13 protein-coding genes are annotated in these 17,510 nt (G+C 67.1%); 7 read left to right on the top strand and 6 right to left on the bottom strand.

Annotated elements, in window-relative coordinates; translation table 11 throughout:
* Nucleotides 1-16 precede the first annotated feature (16 nt).
* Nucleotides 17-2,083, top strand: a complete 2,067-nt coding sequence (locus MLE27_RS03790) for a thioredoxin domain-containing protein (RefSeq protein ID WP_243310555.1) — start codon at nt 17-19, stop codon at nt 2,081-2,083.
* A gap of 42 nt (nt 2,084-2,125) precedes the next feature.
* Nucleotides 2,126-2,569: a hypothetical protein gene (locus MLE27_RS03795; RefSeq protein ID WP_243310556.1), complete on the top strand. Its 444-nt coding sequence runs from the start codon at nt 2,126-2,128 to the stop codon at nt 2,567-2,569.
* Between the two features lie 656 nt (nt 2,570-3,225).
* Here the strand turns inward: MLE27_RS03795 and MLE27_RS03800 are convergent.
* On the bottom strand, nt 3,226-5,406 hold the full coding sequence (locus tag MLE27_RS03800; protein ID WP_243310557.1) for a glutamine synthetase III family protein: 2,181 nt from the start codon (nt 5,404-5,406) through the stop codon (nt 3,226-3,228).
* Nucleotides 5,407-6,019: 613 nt separating this feature from the next.
* Between MLE27_RS03800 and MLE27_RS03805 the strand changes: the two genes are divergently transcribed.
* Nucleotides 6,020-6,652, top strand: a complete 633-nt coding sequence (locus MLE27_RS03805; protein ID WP_243310558.1) for a YkgJ family cysteine cluster protein — start codon at nt 6,020-6,022, stop codon at nt 6,650-6,652.
* 87 nt (nt 6,653-6,739) lie between these two features.
* On the opposite strand, the gene MLE27_RS03810 is transcribed toward MLE27_RS03805, so the two are convergent.
* From MLE27_RS03810 to MLE27_RS03830, 5 genes are all read right to left on the bottom strand, one after another.
* Nucleotides 6,740-7,867, bottom strand: coding sequence for an acyltransferase family protein (locus MLE27_RS03810; protein ID WP_243310559.1), 1,128 nt, complete (start codon nt 7,865-7,867; stop codon nt 6,740-6,742).
* Nucleotides 7,864-9,426 (bottom strand): sialidase family protein, encoded by a 1,563-nt coding sequence (locus tag MLE27_RS03815; protein ID WP_243310560.1) that lies wholly within the window; start codon nt 9,424-9,426, stop codon nt 7,864-7,866. The genes MLE27_RS03810 and MLE27_RS03815 overlap by 4 nt, the downstream gene beginning before the upstream one ends.
* 66 nt (nt 9,427-9,492) lie before the next feature.
* Nucleotides 9,493-10,638 carry a sensor histidine kinase gene (locus tag MLE27_RS03820; RefSeq protein WP_243310561.1) on the bottom strand — a complete coding sequence of 382 codons (1,146 nt, stop codon included), beginning with the start codon at nt 10,636-10,638 and terminating at the stop codon, nt 9,493-9,495.
* Nucleotides 10,639-10,653: 15 nt separating this feature from the next.
* Nucleotides 10,654-11,772 (bottom strand): single stranded DNA-binding domain-containing protein, encoded by a 1,119-nt coding sequence (locus MLE27_RS03825; protein ID WP_243310562.1) that lies wholly within the window; start codon nt 11,770-11,772, stop codon nt 10,654-10,656.
* A gap of 128 nt (nt 11,773-11,900) precedes the next feature.
* Nucleotides 11,901-12,542, bottom strand: a complete 642-nt coding sequence (locus tag MLE27_RS03830; RefSeq protein WP_243310563.1) for a C40 family peptidase — start codon at nt 12,540-12,542, stop codon at nt 11,901-11,903.
* Nucleotides 12,543-12,941: 399 nt separating this feature from the next.
* Between MLE27_RS03830 and MLE27_RS03835 the strand changes: the two genes are divergently transcribed.
* Genes MLE27_RS03835 through lipA form a run of 4 tightly spaced genes read left to right on the top strand, consistent with a single transcriptional unit; the run spans nt 12,942 to nt 17,433 of the window.
* A complete protein-coding gene (locus MLE27_RS03835) occupies nt 12,942-14,489 on the top strand; it encodes an ASKHA domain-containing protein (protein WP_243310564.1) in 1,548 nt (515 codons plus the stop codon).
* Nucleotides 14,479-15,930 carry a small ribosomal subunit Rsm22 family protein gene (locus tag MLE27_RS03840; RefSeq protein WP_243310565.1) on the top strand — a complete coding sequence of 484 codons (1,452 nt, stop codon included), beginning with the start codon at nt 14,479-14,481 and terminating at the stop codon, nt 15,928-15,930. Before MLE27_RS03835 ends, MLE27_RS03840 begins: the two co-directional genes overlap by 11 nt.
* On the top strand, nt 15,930-16,571 hold the full coding sequence (gene lipB, locus MLE27_RS03845) for a lipoyl(octanoyl) transferase LipB (RefSeq protein WP_243310566.1): 642 nt from the start codon (nt 15,930-15,932) through the stop codon (nt 16,569-16,571). The genes MLE27_RS03840 and lipB overlap by 1 nt, the downstream gene beginning before the upstream one ends.
* Entirely contained in the window at nt 16,531-17,433 is a 903-nt protein-coding gene (lipA, locus tag MLE27_RS03850; protein WP_243310567.1) for a lipoyl synthase, read from the top strand. The genes lipB and lipA overlap by 41 nt, the downstream gene beginning before the upstream one ends.
* Nucleotides 17,434-17,510: the final 77 nt, after the last annotated feature.

Genomic DNA, 17,510 nt, shown 5'->3' on the forward strand with positions numbered 1-17,510 from the left:
CACGCAAGGAGGCTCCATGTCCCGCCCCGCCAACGCGCTCATCAACGAAAAAAGCCCCTACCTGCTCCAGCACGCCCACAACCCCGTGGACTGGCAGCCCTGGGGGCAGGCGGCCTTCGCCAGGGCCAGGGCGGAGAACAAGCCGCTGTTTCTCTCCATCGGCTACTCCACCTGCCACTGGTGCCACGTGATGGAGCGAGAGAGCTTCGAGGACGAAGACGTGGCGGCCTTGCTCAACAGCGTGGCCGTGCCAGTCAAGATCGACCGCGAGGAGCGTCCCGACCTGGACGCCGTGTACATGAAAGCCTGCCAGATGATGACCGGCGCGGGGGGGTGGCCGCTCTCCGTGTTCGTGGACCATCAGGGGCGGCCCTTCTTCGCGGCCACGTTCATCCCCAAGGTCTCGCGCTTCGGGCGCATGGGCATGATGGAGCTTCTGCCCGCCCTGGCCAACGTCTGGAACAACCGGCCGGAGGAGGTGGAGCGGGCAGCGGGCAACGTGCACCAGGCCCTGCTGCGCCTGGGCGAGGAGAAGCCCGAGGGGCAGGGCGCGCTGGCGGAACCGGACTCCACGCTGCTGGACGCCGCCTTCGACCAGCTGGCCCAGCGCTTCGACCAGAAGAACGGCGGCTTCGGCGATGCCCCCAAGTTCCCAGCGCCCCATCAGCTGCTCCTGCTGCTGCGCCGCCACGCCCGCAAGGCCGACCGGGCCGCCCTGGGCATGGTGCTGCGCACCGTGGAGGCCATGCGCCTGGGCGGCGTGTTCGACCAGGTGGGCCTGGGCTTCCACCGCTACTCCACCGACGCCCACTGGCTGCTGCCCCACTTCGAGAAGATGCTCTACGACCAGGCCATGATGCTCATGGCCTGCGCCGAGGCGTACCAGGCCTCGGGCGAGCCGCTCATGGAGCGCACCGCCCGGGAGGTTATCCGCTACGTGTTGAGCGACATGACCAGCCCCGAAGGGGCCTTCTACAGCGCCGAGGACGCCGACAGCGAAGGCGAGGAGGGCAAGTTCTACGTCTGGAGCGTGGTCGAGATCCGGGAGCTGCTGTCCCCGGAGGATGCGGCCCTGTTCATCCGGCTGATGAACCTGCGCCCCGAGGGCAACTTCGCCGAGGAGGCCACGGGCGAGCTCACCGGGCACAACATCCCGCACCTGAGCGAGTGGCCCGGCCCCGAGGAGGAGCGCCGCCTGGAGGCCATCCGCGAGATCCTGTTCGCCCAGCGGGAGCAGCGCGTGCACCCCCACAAGGACGACAAGGTGCTCACGGACTGGAACGGCCTGATGATCGCCGCCCTGGCCCAGGCCGGGCGCATCCTGGGGGACGGCGGGGCGCTGGAGGCCGCCTCCCGCGCGGCGGACTTCATCCTGGCCCGGCTGCGCACCCCCGAGGGCAGGCTGCTGCACCGCTACCGCGACGGCGACGCCGCCATCGCCGCCACCCTGGACGACTACGCCTTCCTGATCTGGGGGCTGACCGAACTGCACCAGGCCACGGGCGACCCGGTCTGGCTGGAGGCCGCTCTGGAACTGGCCGGGATCATGGTCCGCGATTTCGAGGACAAGGAGAACGGCGGCTTCTTCCTCACCGCCTCCGACGCCGAGGAGCTGCTGGTGCGCCACAAGGATTTCGTGGACGCGGCCCTGCCCTCGGGCAACTCGGCGGCCATGCTGGTGCTCACGCGGCTCTCCCGCCTGTGCGGCAGGCACGAGCTGGCCGAACAGGCCGCCCGCACCGTCCGGGCGGCCGGGCCTTCCCTGCGCGTCTACGTCTCGGGCTACACCATGCTGCTCTGCGCCCTGGATTCGGCCCTGGGCCGCAGCGCCGACGTTGTGCTCACCGGCCCCACGCCCGAGAGCTTGGACCCCTTCCGGAAAGCCCTGCGCTCGGCTCACCTGCCGGACACTCTCGTGCTGGAGCGGCCGGAGCACGGGCTCGGGGAGTTGGCCCCGTACACCGCCATGATGACGCCCAAGGACGGCAAACCCACGGCCTACGTTTGCGTGAGCGGGGTCTGTCAGCCCGCCGTCACGGACCCGGAAGCCATGCTCAGGCTGCTGCGGGGGGGAGTGTATTGACGAAACTTGTTCAGGCTACTATTTTAGATGTTGGAGATAGCCATGAGCACGATCACTTTTGATGAAATAGTCCATGAGCCACGATCTCTTGGAAGAAGGCTGGAGAGATTGGGGCTGAGGAAATCTATCGCCTTCGGGGCGGAAATTGTTGCCTTGGCCAATGATAGTCTCGAAATTGCTTTAGAGTTGAGAGAGTGCTTGGCCTCATGCAACTTACCTGAGAACCCTGGGTTTCTGTTAAGCAATGCAAGTGTTTCGGCTGAGAACGCCGCCAAGTTAAGGCGTATTTACGGGGCGTTGCCCTGGTATTTTGGGTTCGTCAAATCGAAGGCATTCAAAGCTGCTGACGCTTGGGAAGATTTGGCCGAAGACATTCAAATGCTCGCTAGCCCACTTCAGCGCAAAGCGCTTGACGACCTGGAAAATGCGGCCAAGGCCGCAGCGGGTCATCTCAAAGATTGGCGGCAGTCTTCTCTGTTTCAATGACTTTTGCTGTCAAACTAGCACCTTCCTTTGAACGCCAGGCGAAGGAACTTCTTTCCAAATATCCGGCTTTCAAGCCTGAGTTAATAGAGTATCTCTCTTGTTTAGAAACCGATGCTCCCAAGGGTGAACAAATCCAGCGTCATAGGATGCTATGGAAGGATCGCCTCGGTCTCAAGGCATATAAAATCGGAAAACGGGGCGGTTTGCGAATCATAATGTATTTTGACGGACTATCTCTTGTCTGCCCTCTGCTCATCTACTTGAAACGCGATATCTCGCAACCAACGGATAGAGAGATACGCGATGCTATCAGCGAACTTCAATCGCTAGTATAGCGGCAGTCCCTCCTCAACTACTACCACCTGTCCTCTCCAAGAGGATGAGAGCGCCTACGAGCGAATGCGAGTGCATCTATCCGGTGCATCGATAATCCCTAAGCAATGTCGTAGCGTCTGCCTCGTGGCTTCCTTCACCAGTGGTCTATGTCCTCATGAGTCCCTTGTCTAAGGCCTACCTGGGATTTTTGGTGGCTAGACGGGAACCTCATCTTCACTGATTGCTTCTTCGTAGAAGCTAGTACCAAAAAACAAAAAGGCCGCCCCCTTGCGGGAGCGGCCTTGTCTCGTCCGGTCGCTGCGGACCGCCAGGCGCGGGCCTTAGCGGATGAACAGCATCTCCTGGTAGGAGGGCAGGGGCCACAGGTCGTCGGCCACCACGGCTTCCAGGGAGTCGGCGTAGCCGCGCACGGCCAGCATGGCGGGCATCACCTTGTCGCACATGAACTTGGCGTGGGCCAGGGTGTCGCCGCCCTCGTGGGCCACCAGCTTCTCCAGCTTGTCGATCTCGGCCTGCATGCCGCGCAGCTTGGCGGTCACGTCGTCCAGAGAGGCCATCTTGAAGTCGTGGCCGATGGCCTTGAGGCTGGCGCAGGTTTCGGCCAGCTGCCCCTGGTAGCGGATGGCGGCCGGGAGGATCACGGTGCGCGCCATGCGGATGACCAGGTTGGCTTCGGTCAGGATGGTCTTCACGTACTGCTCGAGGTAGATCTCCTGGCGGGACTTCAGCTCCGCCTCGGTGAGCACGCCGTACTTGGTGAAGAGGGCGATGGTCTCCTTGGAGGTGAGCACCGGCAGGGCGTCGGGGGTGGTCTTCAGGTTGGGCAGGCCGCGCTTGGCCGCTTCCTTGTGCCATTCGTCGGAGTAGCCGTTGCCGTTGAAGATGACGGCGTCGTTCTCGACCATGATCTTCTGCAGCAGCTTCTGGACGCCCTCGTTGAACTGGGTCTTGTTGACCTTGCCCAGCTTCTCGAGCTCAGTGGCGATGTAGTCCAGGGACTCGGCCATGATGGTGTTCAGGGCCACCTGGGCGCCGGCGATGGAGTGGGAGGAGCCCACGGCGCGGAACTCGAAGCGGTTGCCGGTGAAGGCGAAGGGGCTGGTGCGGTTGCGGTCGCCCGGATCCATGGGCAGCGGGGGCAGGGTGTCCACGCCGATGTGCATGACGCCCTTGGACTTGGAGCCCTTCACTTCGCCCTTCTTGATCTGCTCGAACACGTCGGTCAGCTGCTCGCCAAGGTAGGCGCTCATGATGGCCGGCGGGGCCTCGTTGGCGCCCAGGCGATGGTCGTTGGAGGCGGAAGCCACGGTGGCGCGCAGCAGGGCGCCGTGCTTGTGCAGGGCGCGGATGGCGGCGGCGCAGAACACCAGGAACTGGGCGTTGGAGTGCGGGGTGTCGCCCGGATCGAAGAGGCTGCCCAGCTCGGCGTTGCCCAGGGAGTAGTTGAGGTGCTTGCCGGAGCCGTTGATGCCCGCGAAGGGCTTCTCGTGCAGCAGGCAGATCATGCCGTAGCGTTTGGCCACGGTGCGCAGGGTGGTCATGACCAGCTGGTTGTGGTCGGTGGCCAGGTTGCCGGATTCGTAGATGGGGGCGATTTCGAACTGGCTGGGGGCCACTTCGTTGTGGCGGGTCTTGACCGGAACGCCCAGCTTGAAGAGCTCGCGCTCGACTTCCATCATGAAGGAGAGCACGCGGCGGGGGATCACGCCGAAGTACTGGTCCTCGAACTCCTGGCCCTTGGCGGACGGAGCGCCGAACAGGGAGCGGCCGGCGATGAGCAGGTCGGGGCGGGAGAACACGAAGTTGCGGTCGATCAGGAAGTATTCCTGCTCGGGGCCGGCGTAGGAGCCGACGGGCAGCTTGCTGTTGACGCCGAAGAGCTTCAGCACGCGGCGGGCCTGCTTGTCCAGGGCCTGCAGCGAGCGCAGCAGCGGGGTCTTCTTGTCCAGGGCCTCGCCGGTCCAGGAGACGAACGCGGTGGGGATGCACAGGAAGGTGCCGTTGGGGTTCTCCAGGATGTAGGCGGGGCTGGTCACGTCCCAGGCGGTGTAGCCGCGGGCTTCGAAGGTGGCGCGCAGGCCGCCGGAGGGGAAGCTGGAGGCGTCGGGCTCGCCCTGGATGAGCATCTTGCCGGAGAACTCGGCCATGGCGCCGCCGTCGCCCTCGGGCACCAGGAAGGCGTCGTGCTTCTCGGCGGTGAGGCCGGTCAGCGGGTAGAAAACGTGGGTGAAGTGGGTGGCGCCCTTCTCGATGGCCCAATCCTTCATGGCGCTGGCCACGATGTCGGCCACGGAGGCGTCCAGCTTCTCGCCGTAGGTGATGGTCTTCTTCAGGGACTTGTAGACGGCCTTGGGCAGGCGCTCCTTCATCACCTTGTCGTTGAAGACGTTGGAACCGAAAATGTCGGTGGGCTTGGTCTCATGGAAGTTGAGAGGATCATGAGCCGGTTTGTAGTTGATGATCGCCGAGATGGCGTTCAAACGTGCCTGGATTCCACTCATAGGGTGCTCTCCATTTTTAAAAGGCGATTGACACGGTTGGGTGACCGGGCAGGCCAGCATGGGCCGGGACGGTCTGCCCGCTCGGCCGGCGCGGCTCTGTGAGCCGTGTGCGGCCTGCGGGCGCAAAGCTTCCTGAAACTCCGGCGGCAGGCTGGGCGTCTGCTTCGGTGCCCGCGGGAAGTGGAATCCTTCCTGTTCCTTGGGCTTTTCCGGTTTTCGGCGGCATGCCTTCCCGCTTCATTTTCAATAATGTAAAATAAACCATGGGCGATGTAAAGGTGACAAAATGAGAATCGTGGCTTTTATCGTAACAAAAAGTGGGTGCGGAGGGTCTCGGGAGGGGTCTGCGGGGGTGAAATGCCGCTCCGGAAGGGCTCCGAAGGGCTTACGGGCTGCCTGTTGGGCCGCTACGGCCTGAAGCGCCCAAATTTCGTTCCTCCGGTTTCAGGCCCCTACCTGGAGCCTTTGAGGCGGGTTTTCCTCATTGACGGAGTGTTTCAAAAATGTCGCGCTTTCGGCGGGTTGGCCTCTCCTCCGCGCCTCAATCTGGAACGAAGATTGCTTGAACTCCGTCGCGAGCCCGTTTTCTTGAACGGGAACAGGAGGAATCACAATGGGTTGCGGAACAACCGCCAAGGCCTTGACGTTTTCCTGGATGGGCAGCCTCATCAAGGCCCAGGCCATGCTGGAGGCAGGGGTGCGCCTGAGCCTGCGCCAGGAGTCGCTGCTGCGCGGCTGCGAGCCCGCATGCAGGAAGCGTTGCAGCGCCTGCTGCGAAAGCCCCGTGCACCGCGCCACGGACCTGGAGCTGGCCGGAGCCGTCTGGCACCTGACAGGGGCCAACCCGCCCGGCAGCAAGGCCGTGCTGGCCAGGCTGGCCGAGGGCGGGGGGCAGGGCTGCCCCTTCCTGCACGAGGGGATCTGCTCGGTGTACCCCATGCGCTTCCTGTCCTGCCGCCAGCTCGTGGTCTTCGGGAGGGCCTGCGCCCCCGGGGAGGACCCGTCCCGCACCCGCCGGGGGGACATGCTCACCATCCTTCGCCGCCACGCCCTCAAGGGCTACGCCCTGCTGCTGCCGCACCTGGGCATCGAGCCCGACCTGCAGGACCCCCTGGCCCTGGAGGCGCAGGTGTTCGAGGCCACGCGCCCTGCGGCGTCCCTGCGCGTGCGCGACGCCGGCGAGTTCCTGGCCGCCATGGACGCGGCGGCCTCGCAGGCGGCGCTCAAGGCCGCCCAAGCAGCATAGAGCGAAGCCGCTGATTCGGGGGCAACGCATCCCCGCATGACAGAACGAAATTCGCCCCTGGAGACCATGGTCTCCAGGGGCGATGTTTTAGCCGATCTTTTCGTTGATGCGGGCCACGGCCTTGTCCGTGACCATGGCCACCAGCACGGAGGCCAGCCCGCACACGCCCGTCAGGAAAATGAACGCCGAGAAGGGCTCCATCTGCGGCCGCACCCACTCCGAGGCGTAGGCCAGGATGGGCTGGTGCATCAGGTAGATGCTGTAGGAGAGCCCCGCGTAGACGCTCACCGGCTTCCACACGCCCAGCCTGTCCATGCTGTCCATGAAGAAGATCGCCGCCCCGCCGCAGAACACCACCGCCAGCCAGTAGAGGTGCGTCACCAGCAGCACCGGCCCGGGGATGCCCACCAGGCAGCCCCAGCCCACCAGCAGCGCAAAGCCGGCCACGGCCAGGCGGCGCTTGCACTTGAAGGCCTCGCCCACGCTCAGGCCCTGCGAAAGCACGGGGTTGGCCACGGGGTCGCGCCAGAGGGCGCAGAGGTACATGCCCAGGGCGAACTCGCCCAGGCGGTAGGGCAGGTTGAAGTAGAACAGGTAGTTGCACATGGCGAAGGTGGAGCCGGGCATCAGCTTGGCCAGCACCTCCAGCACGGCCCACAGGCCCCAGCAGCCGCCGCAGAGCAGCAGGGCCGCCTTCCTGGGGCCGAATTTCGTGAAGAGCTTCCAGAGAAGCGGGTAGGCCAGGTAGAACTGCGCCAGCAGGCCCATCCACCAGTAGGCGGGCACGATGTCGAAGAACACCGCCGGGTTCAGCGTGTGCACGAACAGGGCGTGCTGCACGAAGGAGCTCAGCAGGGCGGCGCCGCCCTTGCCCGCGATGACGGCCACCAGCGTCCAGAACACCAGCCCGATGTAGTAGTTGGGGCAGATGCGCAGCAGACGGTGGCGCATGAACTGGAAGTAGGAGGGCATGGGCCGCGCGGCCGGGCCCGCGAAGGGCAGGGTGAGCACGAAGCCCGTGACGATGTTGAACAGGATCACGCCCATCCAGCCCTGGCTCAGCAGCGCCCCGAACCAGGGGCCGAAGGGGTTCTCGGTGCCCGCCTTGGGCACGTCGGACCAGAGGTGGTAAAGGAAGATGCCTGTCACGGCCAGGGCGCGCATGACCTCGATCTGGCCCAGGGTCTTGCGTTTGGCGGGTGCTTCACTGCTCATGGTCCCTCTCTCGGCGGTTGGGGGGTGAAATCGGAGTCCTCCAGCCATGTCCCGCGGATGTGGCAGCTGCGGCCCGGCTCATACCCGGGCTCGGCGCTGGCCGCGTGGTGGTAGGCGCAGAAATAGCGCCCGTCGGGCAGCGCGGCCCAGCCCGAATAGCCGTAGTCGCCGAAGTTGGCCTCGCGGTCGTTGGCCATCTCCAGCACCCTGGCCCGGGCCCAGGCGTCGGGGTGGCCCTGGGTGTGCTCCCAACTCCAGCTGTAATCCCGCTCGTAACGCGGTTCCGTGACGCTCAGGGACAGGCTGCGCCAGAAATGCCGCCCCCCGTTGTGTTCGCGGGTGTTGGCGTTGCCGGCAAGGATTGGCCTGGCCTCGGCGCGGCGCGAATCCACGGGGTAGGTTCCGGCGTGCTCGCCGTTGACCTCCGCCCGGACCTCGCCCGGGGTGTGGCGCAGGGTCAGGCGCACGGGCTTGCCGCGCTCCAGGGCGATGGGCGCGGCGCCCTCGGCCGGGGGCAGCAGGGCTTCCGGCGTGAGCCGCCACCAGCCGCAGAAATAGAGGGCGCAGGCGTTCTGCTGCGCCGACTCCACCAGAACTTCCGCCGAGAGCGTGGCCCGGGCGCGCTCCGGGTCGGTCAGGGGCCGCAGGCAGTAGCGCAGGCAGGCCTCGCGCCCGGCCTCGTTCTCCACCAGCAGGCCCTGCGGGGTCAGGCGCGGGTTGGCCGGGTCCGGGTGCAGGCCGTGCACGGCGTAATCCGTGTCCAACTCGTCCAGGGTGCCCATCCAGGCCGCTGTGCCGCCGTCCGGGGCCACGTTGCGGTAGGTGACCAGCAGCCGCCCGGAGGGCGTGAGCCCGATGCAGGGCCGGTGCCCGATGAGCGGCGTGGGCCGGGGCGGCGTCCAGGAGACGCCCTCGTCGTCGCTCAGGCAGATGTACATGGGCTCGTGCACGAAGGAGTTCTCGCGCAGGATGGCCAGGAGCCTGCCGTCCTCCAGGCGGATCATGGAGGCCTCGCAGAGCACGAGGTTGGGGTCGAAGACCATGACGGAGTACGGCTGCCACGCCCCGCCCTGGTTACGCGAGGCGTAGACCATCTGCATGGAGGGGGCCTGGCGGATCTTCGGGGGGGCCGACTCGCCCTGGTGGGTGTGTCCGGTGGTCAGGAAGAGGTCCGGGCGCAGGGGCAGCACTCGGTCCGGTATGGGGATGTAGCTCCCCGCGCAGGACTGGCGCAAAAAGATGGCCCCGTCGTCCATGCTCACGAAAGTGCTCTGGGACTGGTCGTCGATTATCATCAGCTTGCCGCCCGGCAGCCTGGTCATGCGCGGGCAGTGGCCCACCCCGGGCACCAGGAAGCGGGGCTTGGTCCAGGTTCGGCCCAGGTCGTGGCTGGTGCAGTTGAGCAGGTCGAAACGGGTGGCCACGTGCTGGTCCCCCTGGCGGTAGACACAGACCAGGGTGCCCGCGTCCGTGAGGCATACGTCGGGGAAACAGAGGTACTGTCCGGGCCGCCGGTCGATGGTCACATGGCGGGCGGGGTCGTTTGCGATGCTGGGCATGGAGCCTCCCAGCTCTGGGCTGTGCACGCAAACAAGGAGGATGTCAAAGCTTTCTGGAAGGAGGGCTCAGGCCTCGGCGGGCTCGGGGTGGCGGAAGTTCAGCCGGAAGGAGGTGCCCGGGCCGAGTTCATCCACCTGGAGGTCGGCCTTGAGCTGCTGGGTCAGGTTGAACACGAGCTGCAGGCCCAGGGTGTCCACCCGCGAGAGCTCGAAGCCCTGGGGCAGGCCATTGCCGTCGTCCTCGACCCGCAGGTGGATCGTCTCCCCGTCGCGGGTCAGGCGCAGGGTGATGACGCCCTGCTCGCGGCCGTTGAAGGCGTGCTTGAGGCAGTTGGAGATCAGCTCGTTGAGGATGAGCCCGCAGGGGATGGCCGTGTCCACAGGCAGGGATACCGGGTCGCAGGCGATGTCCGGCGTGATGGTCAGGCCGGTGCGGCTGTAGGTCTGCAACAGGAACAGGGCCAGGCGCTCCAGGTAGCTGGCCAGGTCCACCCGGCTCAGGTCGTCGGAATTGTAGAGCTTCTCGTGGACCAGGGCCATGGCCCGGACCCTGGTCTGGCTGTCCAGAAGGCATTCGTTGAGCCGGGGGTCGTCGTGGCGCAGGGCCTGGAGGGAGAGCAGGCTGGAGACCACCTGGAGGTTGTTCTTGACCCGGTGGTGCACCTCCTTGAGGAGCACCTCCTTCTCGTGCAGCGACTTGAGAAGGGCCTCCTCGGCCAGGCGGCGCTCGCGCACCTCCTCGGAGAGGGCCAGTGTGCGCGCCTCCACCAGTGATTCCAGGCGCAGGCGGTAGCGCTCGTTCTCCTGGAGCAGGCGGGAGCGCTCCATGCAGCGGCGCAGCACGTAGTGCAGCAGATCCAGATCCTCGATGGGCTTGGTGAGGAAGTCCCACGCGCCCAGGCGCAGGGCGGCGATGACGTCGTGGATGTTGCCGGTGCCCGAGATGACGACCACGGGCAGGGAGGGGTGGGACCGCGTGGTCAGGTCCAGCACTTCGAGGCCGCTGACTCCGGGCATGGAGAGGTCGAGCAGGACGGCGTCGAACGGGCCGTGTTCAAGGGCCTGGAGGCCTTTGGCGCCATCGGTGGCGGTCTCCACGAGGTAGCCCACATCGGAGAGGTAGGCTTCGATGCTCTCGCGGATGGAGGAGTCGTCGTCGATGCAGAGCACGCGTCCGGGAGGGGGCTTCTGAGCCAGCATCGGATCTGTCATGGCGGGCCGGGCTCCCTAGGGATTGGCCTGGGCCGTGAAATAGGAGGTCGAATCCCCGATGATCAGGTATTTGCCTGGATAGGAGACGGGGCGGCGGTCCTTCTTGAGCAGCCAGGATTCGGGCTTGGTCTTGGCCCAATGCTCGTAGTTGAGGTCCAGGATGGCGTAGGTGTCCAGGAAGTGGTTGAGCGTGTGGGAGATGCGCACGCAGCCCTTGGAGTCAGTGCGGCCGAGCCTGGGCTCGCCCTTGTCCGGGTCGGTGGAGTGCATCAGCAGGCGCATTTGGCTCACTGTGTTACCGCCCTTGTATTTCTTCACGCTCTTCTGGTCGCCGAAGTCCCAGACGCGGCTGTCCTTGGCGCCCAGGCCGCGCCAGCCCTCCTGGTTGGGGGTGCCCAGCGCCCTGTAGCCGAAGTTGTCCACAAGGTTCTCGAACACGCCCGTGGGGGTGACGTAGTAGTCCCCGCCCTTTTCCAGGTTCCCGGAGGACATGAGGTCCGCCCCGAGAAATTCGACGCGCCTGGCGTCCGCGTCGTAGAAACCAACCAGGACGAACTGGGTCTTGGGGTTGCGGTCGGCGTATACGAAATATTGCGACCGTTCGAATGCGAGGTCGCGCTGCTTCATCTGGGCGGCCACATCCTCCCGCACGAAGTCGAGGAAGCGCTTGTCCAAGCGGGCCAGCCTGTTGCGGCGGTCCTCCAGGGCCTGCTGCACCTTGGGGGCGTTCTTCCAGCCCTTGATGTAGCGGTCCATGCGCTCCATGTTGGGCTGCTGCACGGTGCTGGAGAAAATCTTACGCATGTCGTCCAGTTCGTCGCCGGCGGGAACGGCCGGGGCCTGCTCCAGGGATGCGGTGTTCACCGGTTGCTTCGCCGGGGCCTGGGGCGCGGGGCGGGCCTGCTGCTGCGATGACGCGTGCGGCAATGGCGGCAGGGGGCTGCCGGGCTGATAGGGCTGGGGCACGCGCTGCGCGCTCCCGGTGGAGGTCTGGCGCGGCTTGTCCGTGGCGTCCTGCTGGCCGTAGGCAACGTGCCAGCCCACCACGAGGGAGACAGGCAGGGCGAGCCCGGCCAGGAAGGTGAGCGCTGTCTTGATGGTGTTTTTCGGCTTTATTTTTTTGGGGCTGGCCATGCGCCGAACCCTCACGGCAACTGGATTTCAAATAAGTATAGACGAATCCGGGCCAAATGAAAAGGGGCGAAAGCCTGCGCTTTCGCCCCCGAGTGCCGGCCAGCCGGGCGGCAGTGCCGCCCAAGTGCCTAGAATACCCGTCGGGCGCCGGTGTATTTGCGCTCCCAGGTGGGTTCGTCCAGGCTGGAAATCTTGACGGTGTCTCCGGAGCTGGAGCTGTGGATGAACTTGTTGTCTTCGAGGTAGATGCCGACGTGGGTGATGCGGTGTTTGTTGCCGAAGAAGACCAGGTCGCCTTTGCGCAGCTGGCTCTTGGCGATCACTTTTCCTTCCTGGAACTGCTCGCGGGAGCTGCGGGGCAGGTTCACCCCGAGTTTGCTGTACACCCAGGTGGTGAAGCCGGAGCAGTCGAACCCGGTGGAGGGCTCGGTGCCGCCGGGGCGGTAGAGCGTGCCGATCTGGCTGAAGGCCAGGGCCAGCAGGCGCTGGTTGGTGGTGGAGCCGCTCATGCTCACGAGATCGAACGGGTTCTTGGTCCCCGCGACGACGCTGGGCACCGGGAGGGTGCAGAACTGGTTGCCGCCCATGCGCAGGAAGGGAGAGGCTGGTTCGAAGCTGGCGGCGATGGATTCGGTGGAGTTCGTTTCGTCGGCGAGGACTTGTTTGGTGGAGTACTGTTTCGATCCGCAGGCGGTGGTGGTGAGCAGGATGGCGAACACAAGCAAGGTGCGTACGCTCATCCAGGGGGCAAGGGGTGTGGTGCGGGGCATCTCTTTCCTCGTCTCCTCTTTTTTCTGGCCGTTGCTAACAGTGTTCGAGAACCGGGCGGAACCCGGAGTGGCTCTGATGGCTTCGGCTTTGATGCGTTAGATGCTTAATTTGGCGCCCAGGGGAACACATGCTCGGGAGGTGGGGCGCCTGGCGGGTAGGGCTGCGCAACACCTGATGAGCCCATGACCCCGCTTTTGAGCGAATCCTTGGTTTGTTTTTTAGTCGCGGCCAAAAAAAATGTCCAGGGTTTTCGTCGATTTTTAACATATTTAGGACAAGTGCCGCTAATCACATACAAACACCCATTGCGAGCGGCCGAAAAGGTGATATAAGCTCAGAATTTGACCCAACCGAAAAACGCTTGCGCTCGGACCCCGCCGCAAGCATTCTCGAGCCCCATGAAAACCTTCGCCATCCTGCCCGGAACAGGCCTGAAGCATGTGACCCGGGACATCCAGCCCGGTTTCAGCCTGGCCCAGGCGCTCTTCGCGGCCGGGGCTTACAGGGGCAAGCCCCTTTGCTCCGGCGCTGGCCGCTGCGGGCTGTGCCGGGTGCGCTTCGCCGAGGGCGCGCCAGAGCCCCTGCCGGAGGAAACCCGCCGCCTGCCCGGCGAGCGACTCCTTGAGGGTTGGCGGCTGGCCTGTCTCCGCCCGCCCGTGCCCGGCAGCGTGGTCGAGGTTGCGCTGGAAGAGCCCAACCCGGCGGATGGCTTCGAGCTGCCGAGCGCCTGCGACGGCGTGCTGGGCGTGGACCTGGGAACCACCTCGGTGCACTGGCGCTTCGACGGCCCCGGCGGCGTTTTGGGCGGGCAGTTCCCCAACCCGCAGCTCGGGGCCGGTTCCGAAGTGATGGCCAGGCTCTCGCTGGCCTCGCTGCCGGGCGGGGCAGAGCGCCTCCGCGAGGCGGTCGCCGCATCCATAATAAAGATCGTCCGCGGGTTGCCCTGCACGCCGAAGCGCATCTGCCTGGCGGGCAACACCTGCATGACCATGCTGGCCCTGGGCCTGGACGCCTCGGGCCTGGCGGCCGCGCCCTATAGGGTGGATTGGCCGGGAGGGGAGTACGCCGAGCTTGACGCGCGCCTGCCCCGGGTCTACATCCCGCCGCTCCTCGCGCCCTTCGTGGGCGGCGACGTGAGCGCCGGGATGGCCGCGCTGGCCTTTTCCCCGGCTCTGGGGGACGCCAGGCCGGAGCCCCCGTATCTGTTGGCCGACCTGGGCACCAACGGCGAGTTCGCCCTGGAGCTTCCCGGCGGCGAGGTGCTGCTGGCCAGCGTCCCTATGGGCCCCGCGCTGGAAGGCGTGGGCATGGCCCAGGGAATGCTGGCCGGGCCGCACGCGGCGGTGCGCTTTTCGGCCACGCCCGCCGGGCTCGCGCCCGAGGTGCTGGGCGGCGGCGCGGCGCGCGGCGTCTCCGGCACGGGCTACGTGAGCCTGGCCGCCCGGCTGCTGGCCGCTGGCGCGCTGACCCCGGAGGGCCGCTTCGACCGCCAAACCGCCTCGCCCCTGGCCGCGCGCTTTCTCGCCGGTCTGGCGGAAGAGGGCGGCGAGCCGAAACTGGATGTGGGCGGAGCGAGCCTGTACGCCTCCGACGTGGAGGCGCTGCTCAAGGTCAAGGCCGCTTTCAATGTCGCGGTGCGCTATCTTCTCAAGGAAGCCGGGCTCGGCTTCGCGGCCCTGAAGTCCGTGCTGCTGGCCGGAGCCCTCGGCGAGCATGTCGCCCCGCGGGATCTGGAGGCCCTGGGCTTCCTGCCTCCTGGCGGCGCGCTCAAGGTCAGGGCCGTGGGCAACACCTCGCTGGAGGGGGCCTGCCTGGCCGCCGACCGCGAGGACGTGCGGGCCTGGCTGGCGGAGCTGCCCCGCAGGTCCCGGCTGGTGGACGTGGCCGCCCGGCCCGGTTTTCAGGATTCTTTCATCGGTTCCATGAGGTTCACCCATGCAGGCTGACACACAGGGCAGATTGCGCAGCGCGCGGCCCCTCTTCATCCAGGCCCCGCCCGAGCTGGCCGCCGCCCTGGAGGACTACCGCCGCGTGCTGCACACGGCGCACCCCCTCAAGACCAAGCACGGCGCGGGCCTCCCGGCGGACGTCAAGCGCCTCTCCCTGGCGCTCACGGCGGAGCGCGGCCCCGGCCCGCAGGCCAACTATCTTTCCAATCCGGCCAACCTCTCGGCCTACCTCTATTATTTCCTGCCCTGGAACATCTACCGGGTGTCGCGCCTGCTGCACGGCCTGGCCCTGGACCTGCCGGAGGGCTCCTCCGTGCTGGACCTGGGCTGCGGGCCGCTGACCCTGGCGCAGGCCCTGTGGATCGCCAGGCCGCAGCTGCGCACGCGCAGGCTGCGCTTCGTCTGCCTGGACCAGACCGGCAGCGTCATGCGCGCCGGCAAGGCCCTGTTCGAGGCGCTGGCCGGGGAGGCCGGGCAGGCCTGGAGCATCGAGCTGGTGCAGGGGCCGCTGCACAAGGCCCCCCAGGGGCCTTTCCAGCTGGTCGCGGCGCTCAACGCCCTGAACGAGCTGGCCGGTGGCCGGGGCGAGGAGGGCCGCGACGCCCTGGACCGCGTGGCCGAGGCCCTGACCGGACGCCTGGCGGCGGACGGGCGGCTGCTCCTGGTGGAGCCGGGCACCCGCCTGGGCGGCGGGCTGCTCGCCCGCCTGCGCGAGGCGCTCATGGAGGAGGGCCTCTACCCCCAGGCACCCTGCACCCACGACGCGCCCTGCCCCATGCTGGCCCCGCGCTGGCGCTCCTGGTGCCATTTCACGTTTCCGGCCGAGGGCATCCCGGCCTGGCTGGCGCGGCTCTCCGATTATGCCGACCTGGAGAAGGACAGGGTCAGCCTGGCCTTCCTGCTCATGTCCGGGGATCAGCCCGAGTATAAGGATGCGAACTCCCGGGTGGTGTCCCACCGTTTCGCCCTGCCCGGCGGGCAGGGGATCTACGCCTGCGCCGAGGACGGCATCCGGCTGATGACCTTCGTCCAGCCCCCGCGCGGTCTGCTCTCCGGCGCGCTGGTGGAGGCCGAGTTGCCCGAATCCCCCATGCGCGACCCCAAGACCGGGGCCTGGGTCTGCCCGCTGGACGCGGCCGCGCCCGGTGAGGCCAAGGGGCAGCAGCCTCCTGAAGCGCCCGGCGGCCTTGCCCGCGAAGCAGCGGATCAGCAGCCCAAGGGCCAGACGGGTGATCGCAAGCCTCACGGCGCAGGCGTTCCCGGACGCCCGCCCAGATCGGGGCGGCCCGCGCCGGGGAAATCCGGCCCCGCCAAGACCGGCCCCGCCAACGCGGGCTATGGTAAAGGTGGCCCGGCCAAATCCGGTCCGGCCAAAGCTGGTGCAAGACGGGCTGGCCCTGGTGGCCCCAAGGGCTCCAAAGGCCCCCGGGGCAAGTGATGCGGGTCGTCGATCTGGGAACCATAGGCTTCAGCGAGGCCCTGGCCCTGCAGGAGCCCGCCGTGGAGGAGGTGCTCGCCGGGGGCGAGGAGCGCATCTTCGTGCTGGAGCACAAGCCCGTGGTCACCTTCGGCCGCCACGGGGGCGAGGCCTTCCTGCTGGAGACCCCCGAACAGCTGCGCGCCCGTGGCGTGGAGGTGGCCAAGGCCAGCCGGGGCGGCAGCGTGACCTGCCACTTCCCGGGCCAGGCCGTGATCTATCCCGTCATGCGCCTCTCGGGCCGCCCTGGCGGGCTCAAACGCTTCTTCGCGGACCTGGAGCAGGCGGCCATCGACGTGCTGGCCGACATGGGGATTTCCGCCGGGCGCAGCGAGGGCCGCCCCGGCGTGTGGACCGGGCCGCGCAAGATCGCCAGCGTGGGCGTGGGCGTGCGCCGCTGGGTCAGCTACCACGGGCTGGCCCTGAACGTGGGGCCGGATATTTCCCTCTTCAATGTAGTAACCGCCTGCGGCCTGCCCGGCGTGGAGATGACCTCCGCCGCCCTGGAGCTCGAACGCGCGGGCCTGCCCGCCGAGCGGGCCGACATCGGGAGCGTCAAGCATGAGCTCGTCCAAGCCTTCCTGCGCCTCGCCAGAGGCTAGCCCCGCGCGGCAGCCGCGCCTGCCCGAGTGGCTCAAGGTCAGCCTCCCGCGCGACGGGTCCTTCGCCCAGACCGCCTCCGTGGTGGCCGGGCAGGAGCTGCATACCGTGTGCAGGCAGGCCCGCTGCCCCAACATCTTCGAGTGCTTCGGCAAGGGCGTGGCCACCTTCCTGATTCTGGGCGGGGTCTGCACGCGCGGCTGCGCCTTCTGCAACATCACCCCGGGCCTCCCGGCCCCGGCTGACCCGGATGAACCCGGGCGCGTGGCCCAGGCCGCAGCCAAGCTCTCGCTCAAGCACGTGGTGGTCACCTCCGTGACCCGCGACGACCTGCCCGACGGCGGGGCCGCGATCTTCGCCGCCACCATCCGCGCCGTACGCAATGAATTGCCCGAAGCCAGCATCGAGGTGCTCATCCCGGACTTCCAGGGGGACGAAGCCGCGCTGCACGCCGTGCTGGAGGCCGCCCCCGAAGTGCTCAACCACAATTTGGAGACCGTGCCCGAGCTCTACGCCACGGTGCGCGCCGGGGCGGTCTACTCCCGCAGCCTGGAGCTGCTTGCCAGGGCCAAGGCCCACGCCGGAAGGGCGAAGACCAAGAGCGGGCTCATGCTCGGCCTGGGCGAAACCCGCGAGCAGCTCGAGCGTGTGCTGGCCGACCTGGCCCGCGTGGGCTGCGACATGGTCACCGTGGGGCAGTACCTGCGGCCCTCGCGGCGCAACCTGCCCGTGGTGCGCTACGTGCACCCCGACGAGTTCGCCGAAGTGGCCGAGCTGGGCCGGAGCCTGGGCATCGCGCACATGTACTGCGGCCCGCTGGTGCGCTCCAGCCACGACGCGCGCGCCCTGCTGGAAGGCTGCTGACTCCCGCGCTTTCCGCCCGGCCCCGCGGTTGCCCGGGGGCGGCTATTGGGGTATACCGCCCCAGTTTCGATCACAGA

The organism is Fundidesulfovibrio agrisoli (assembly GCF_022808715.1).
Taxonomy (GTDB): domain Bacteria; phylum Desulfobacterota; class Desulfovibrionia; order Desulfovibrionales; family Desulfovibrionaceae; genus Fundidesulfovibrio; species Fundidesulfovibrio agrisoli.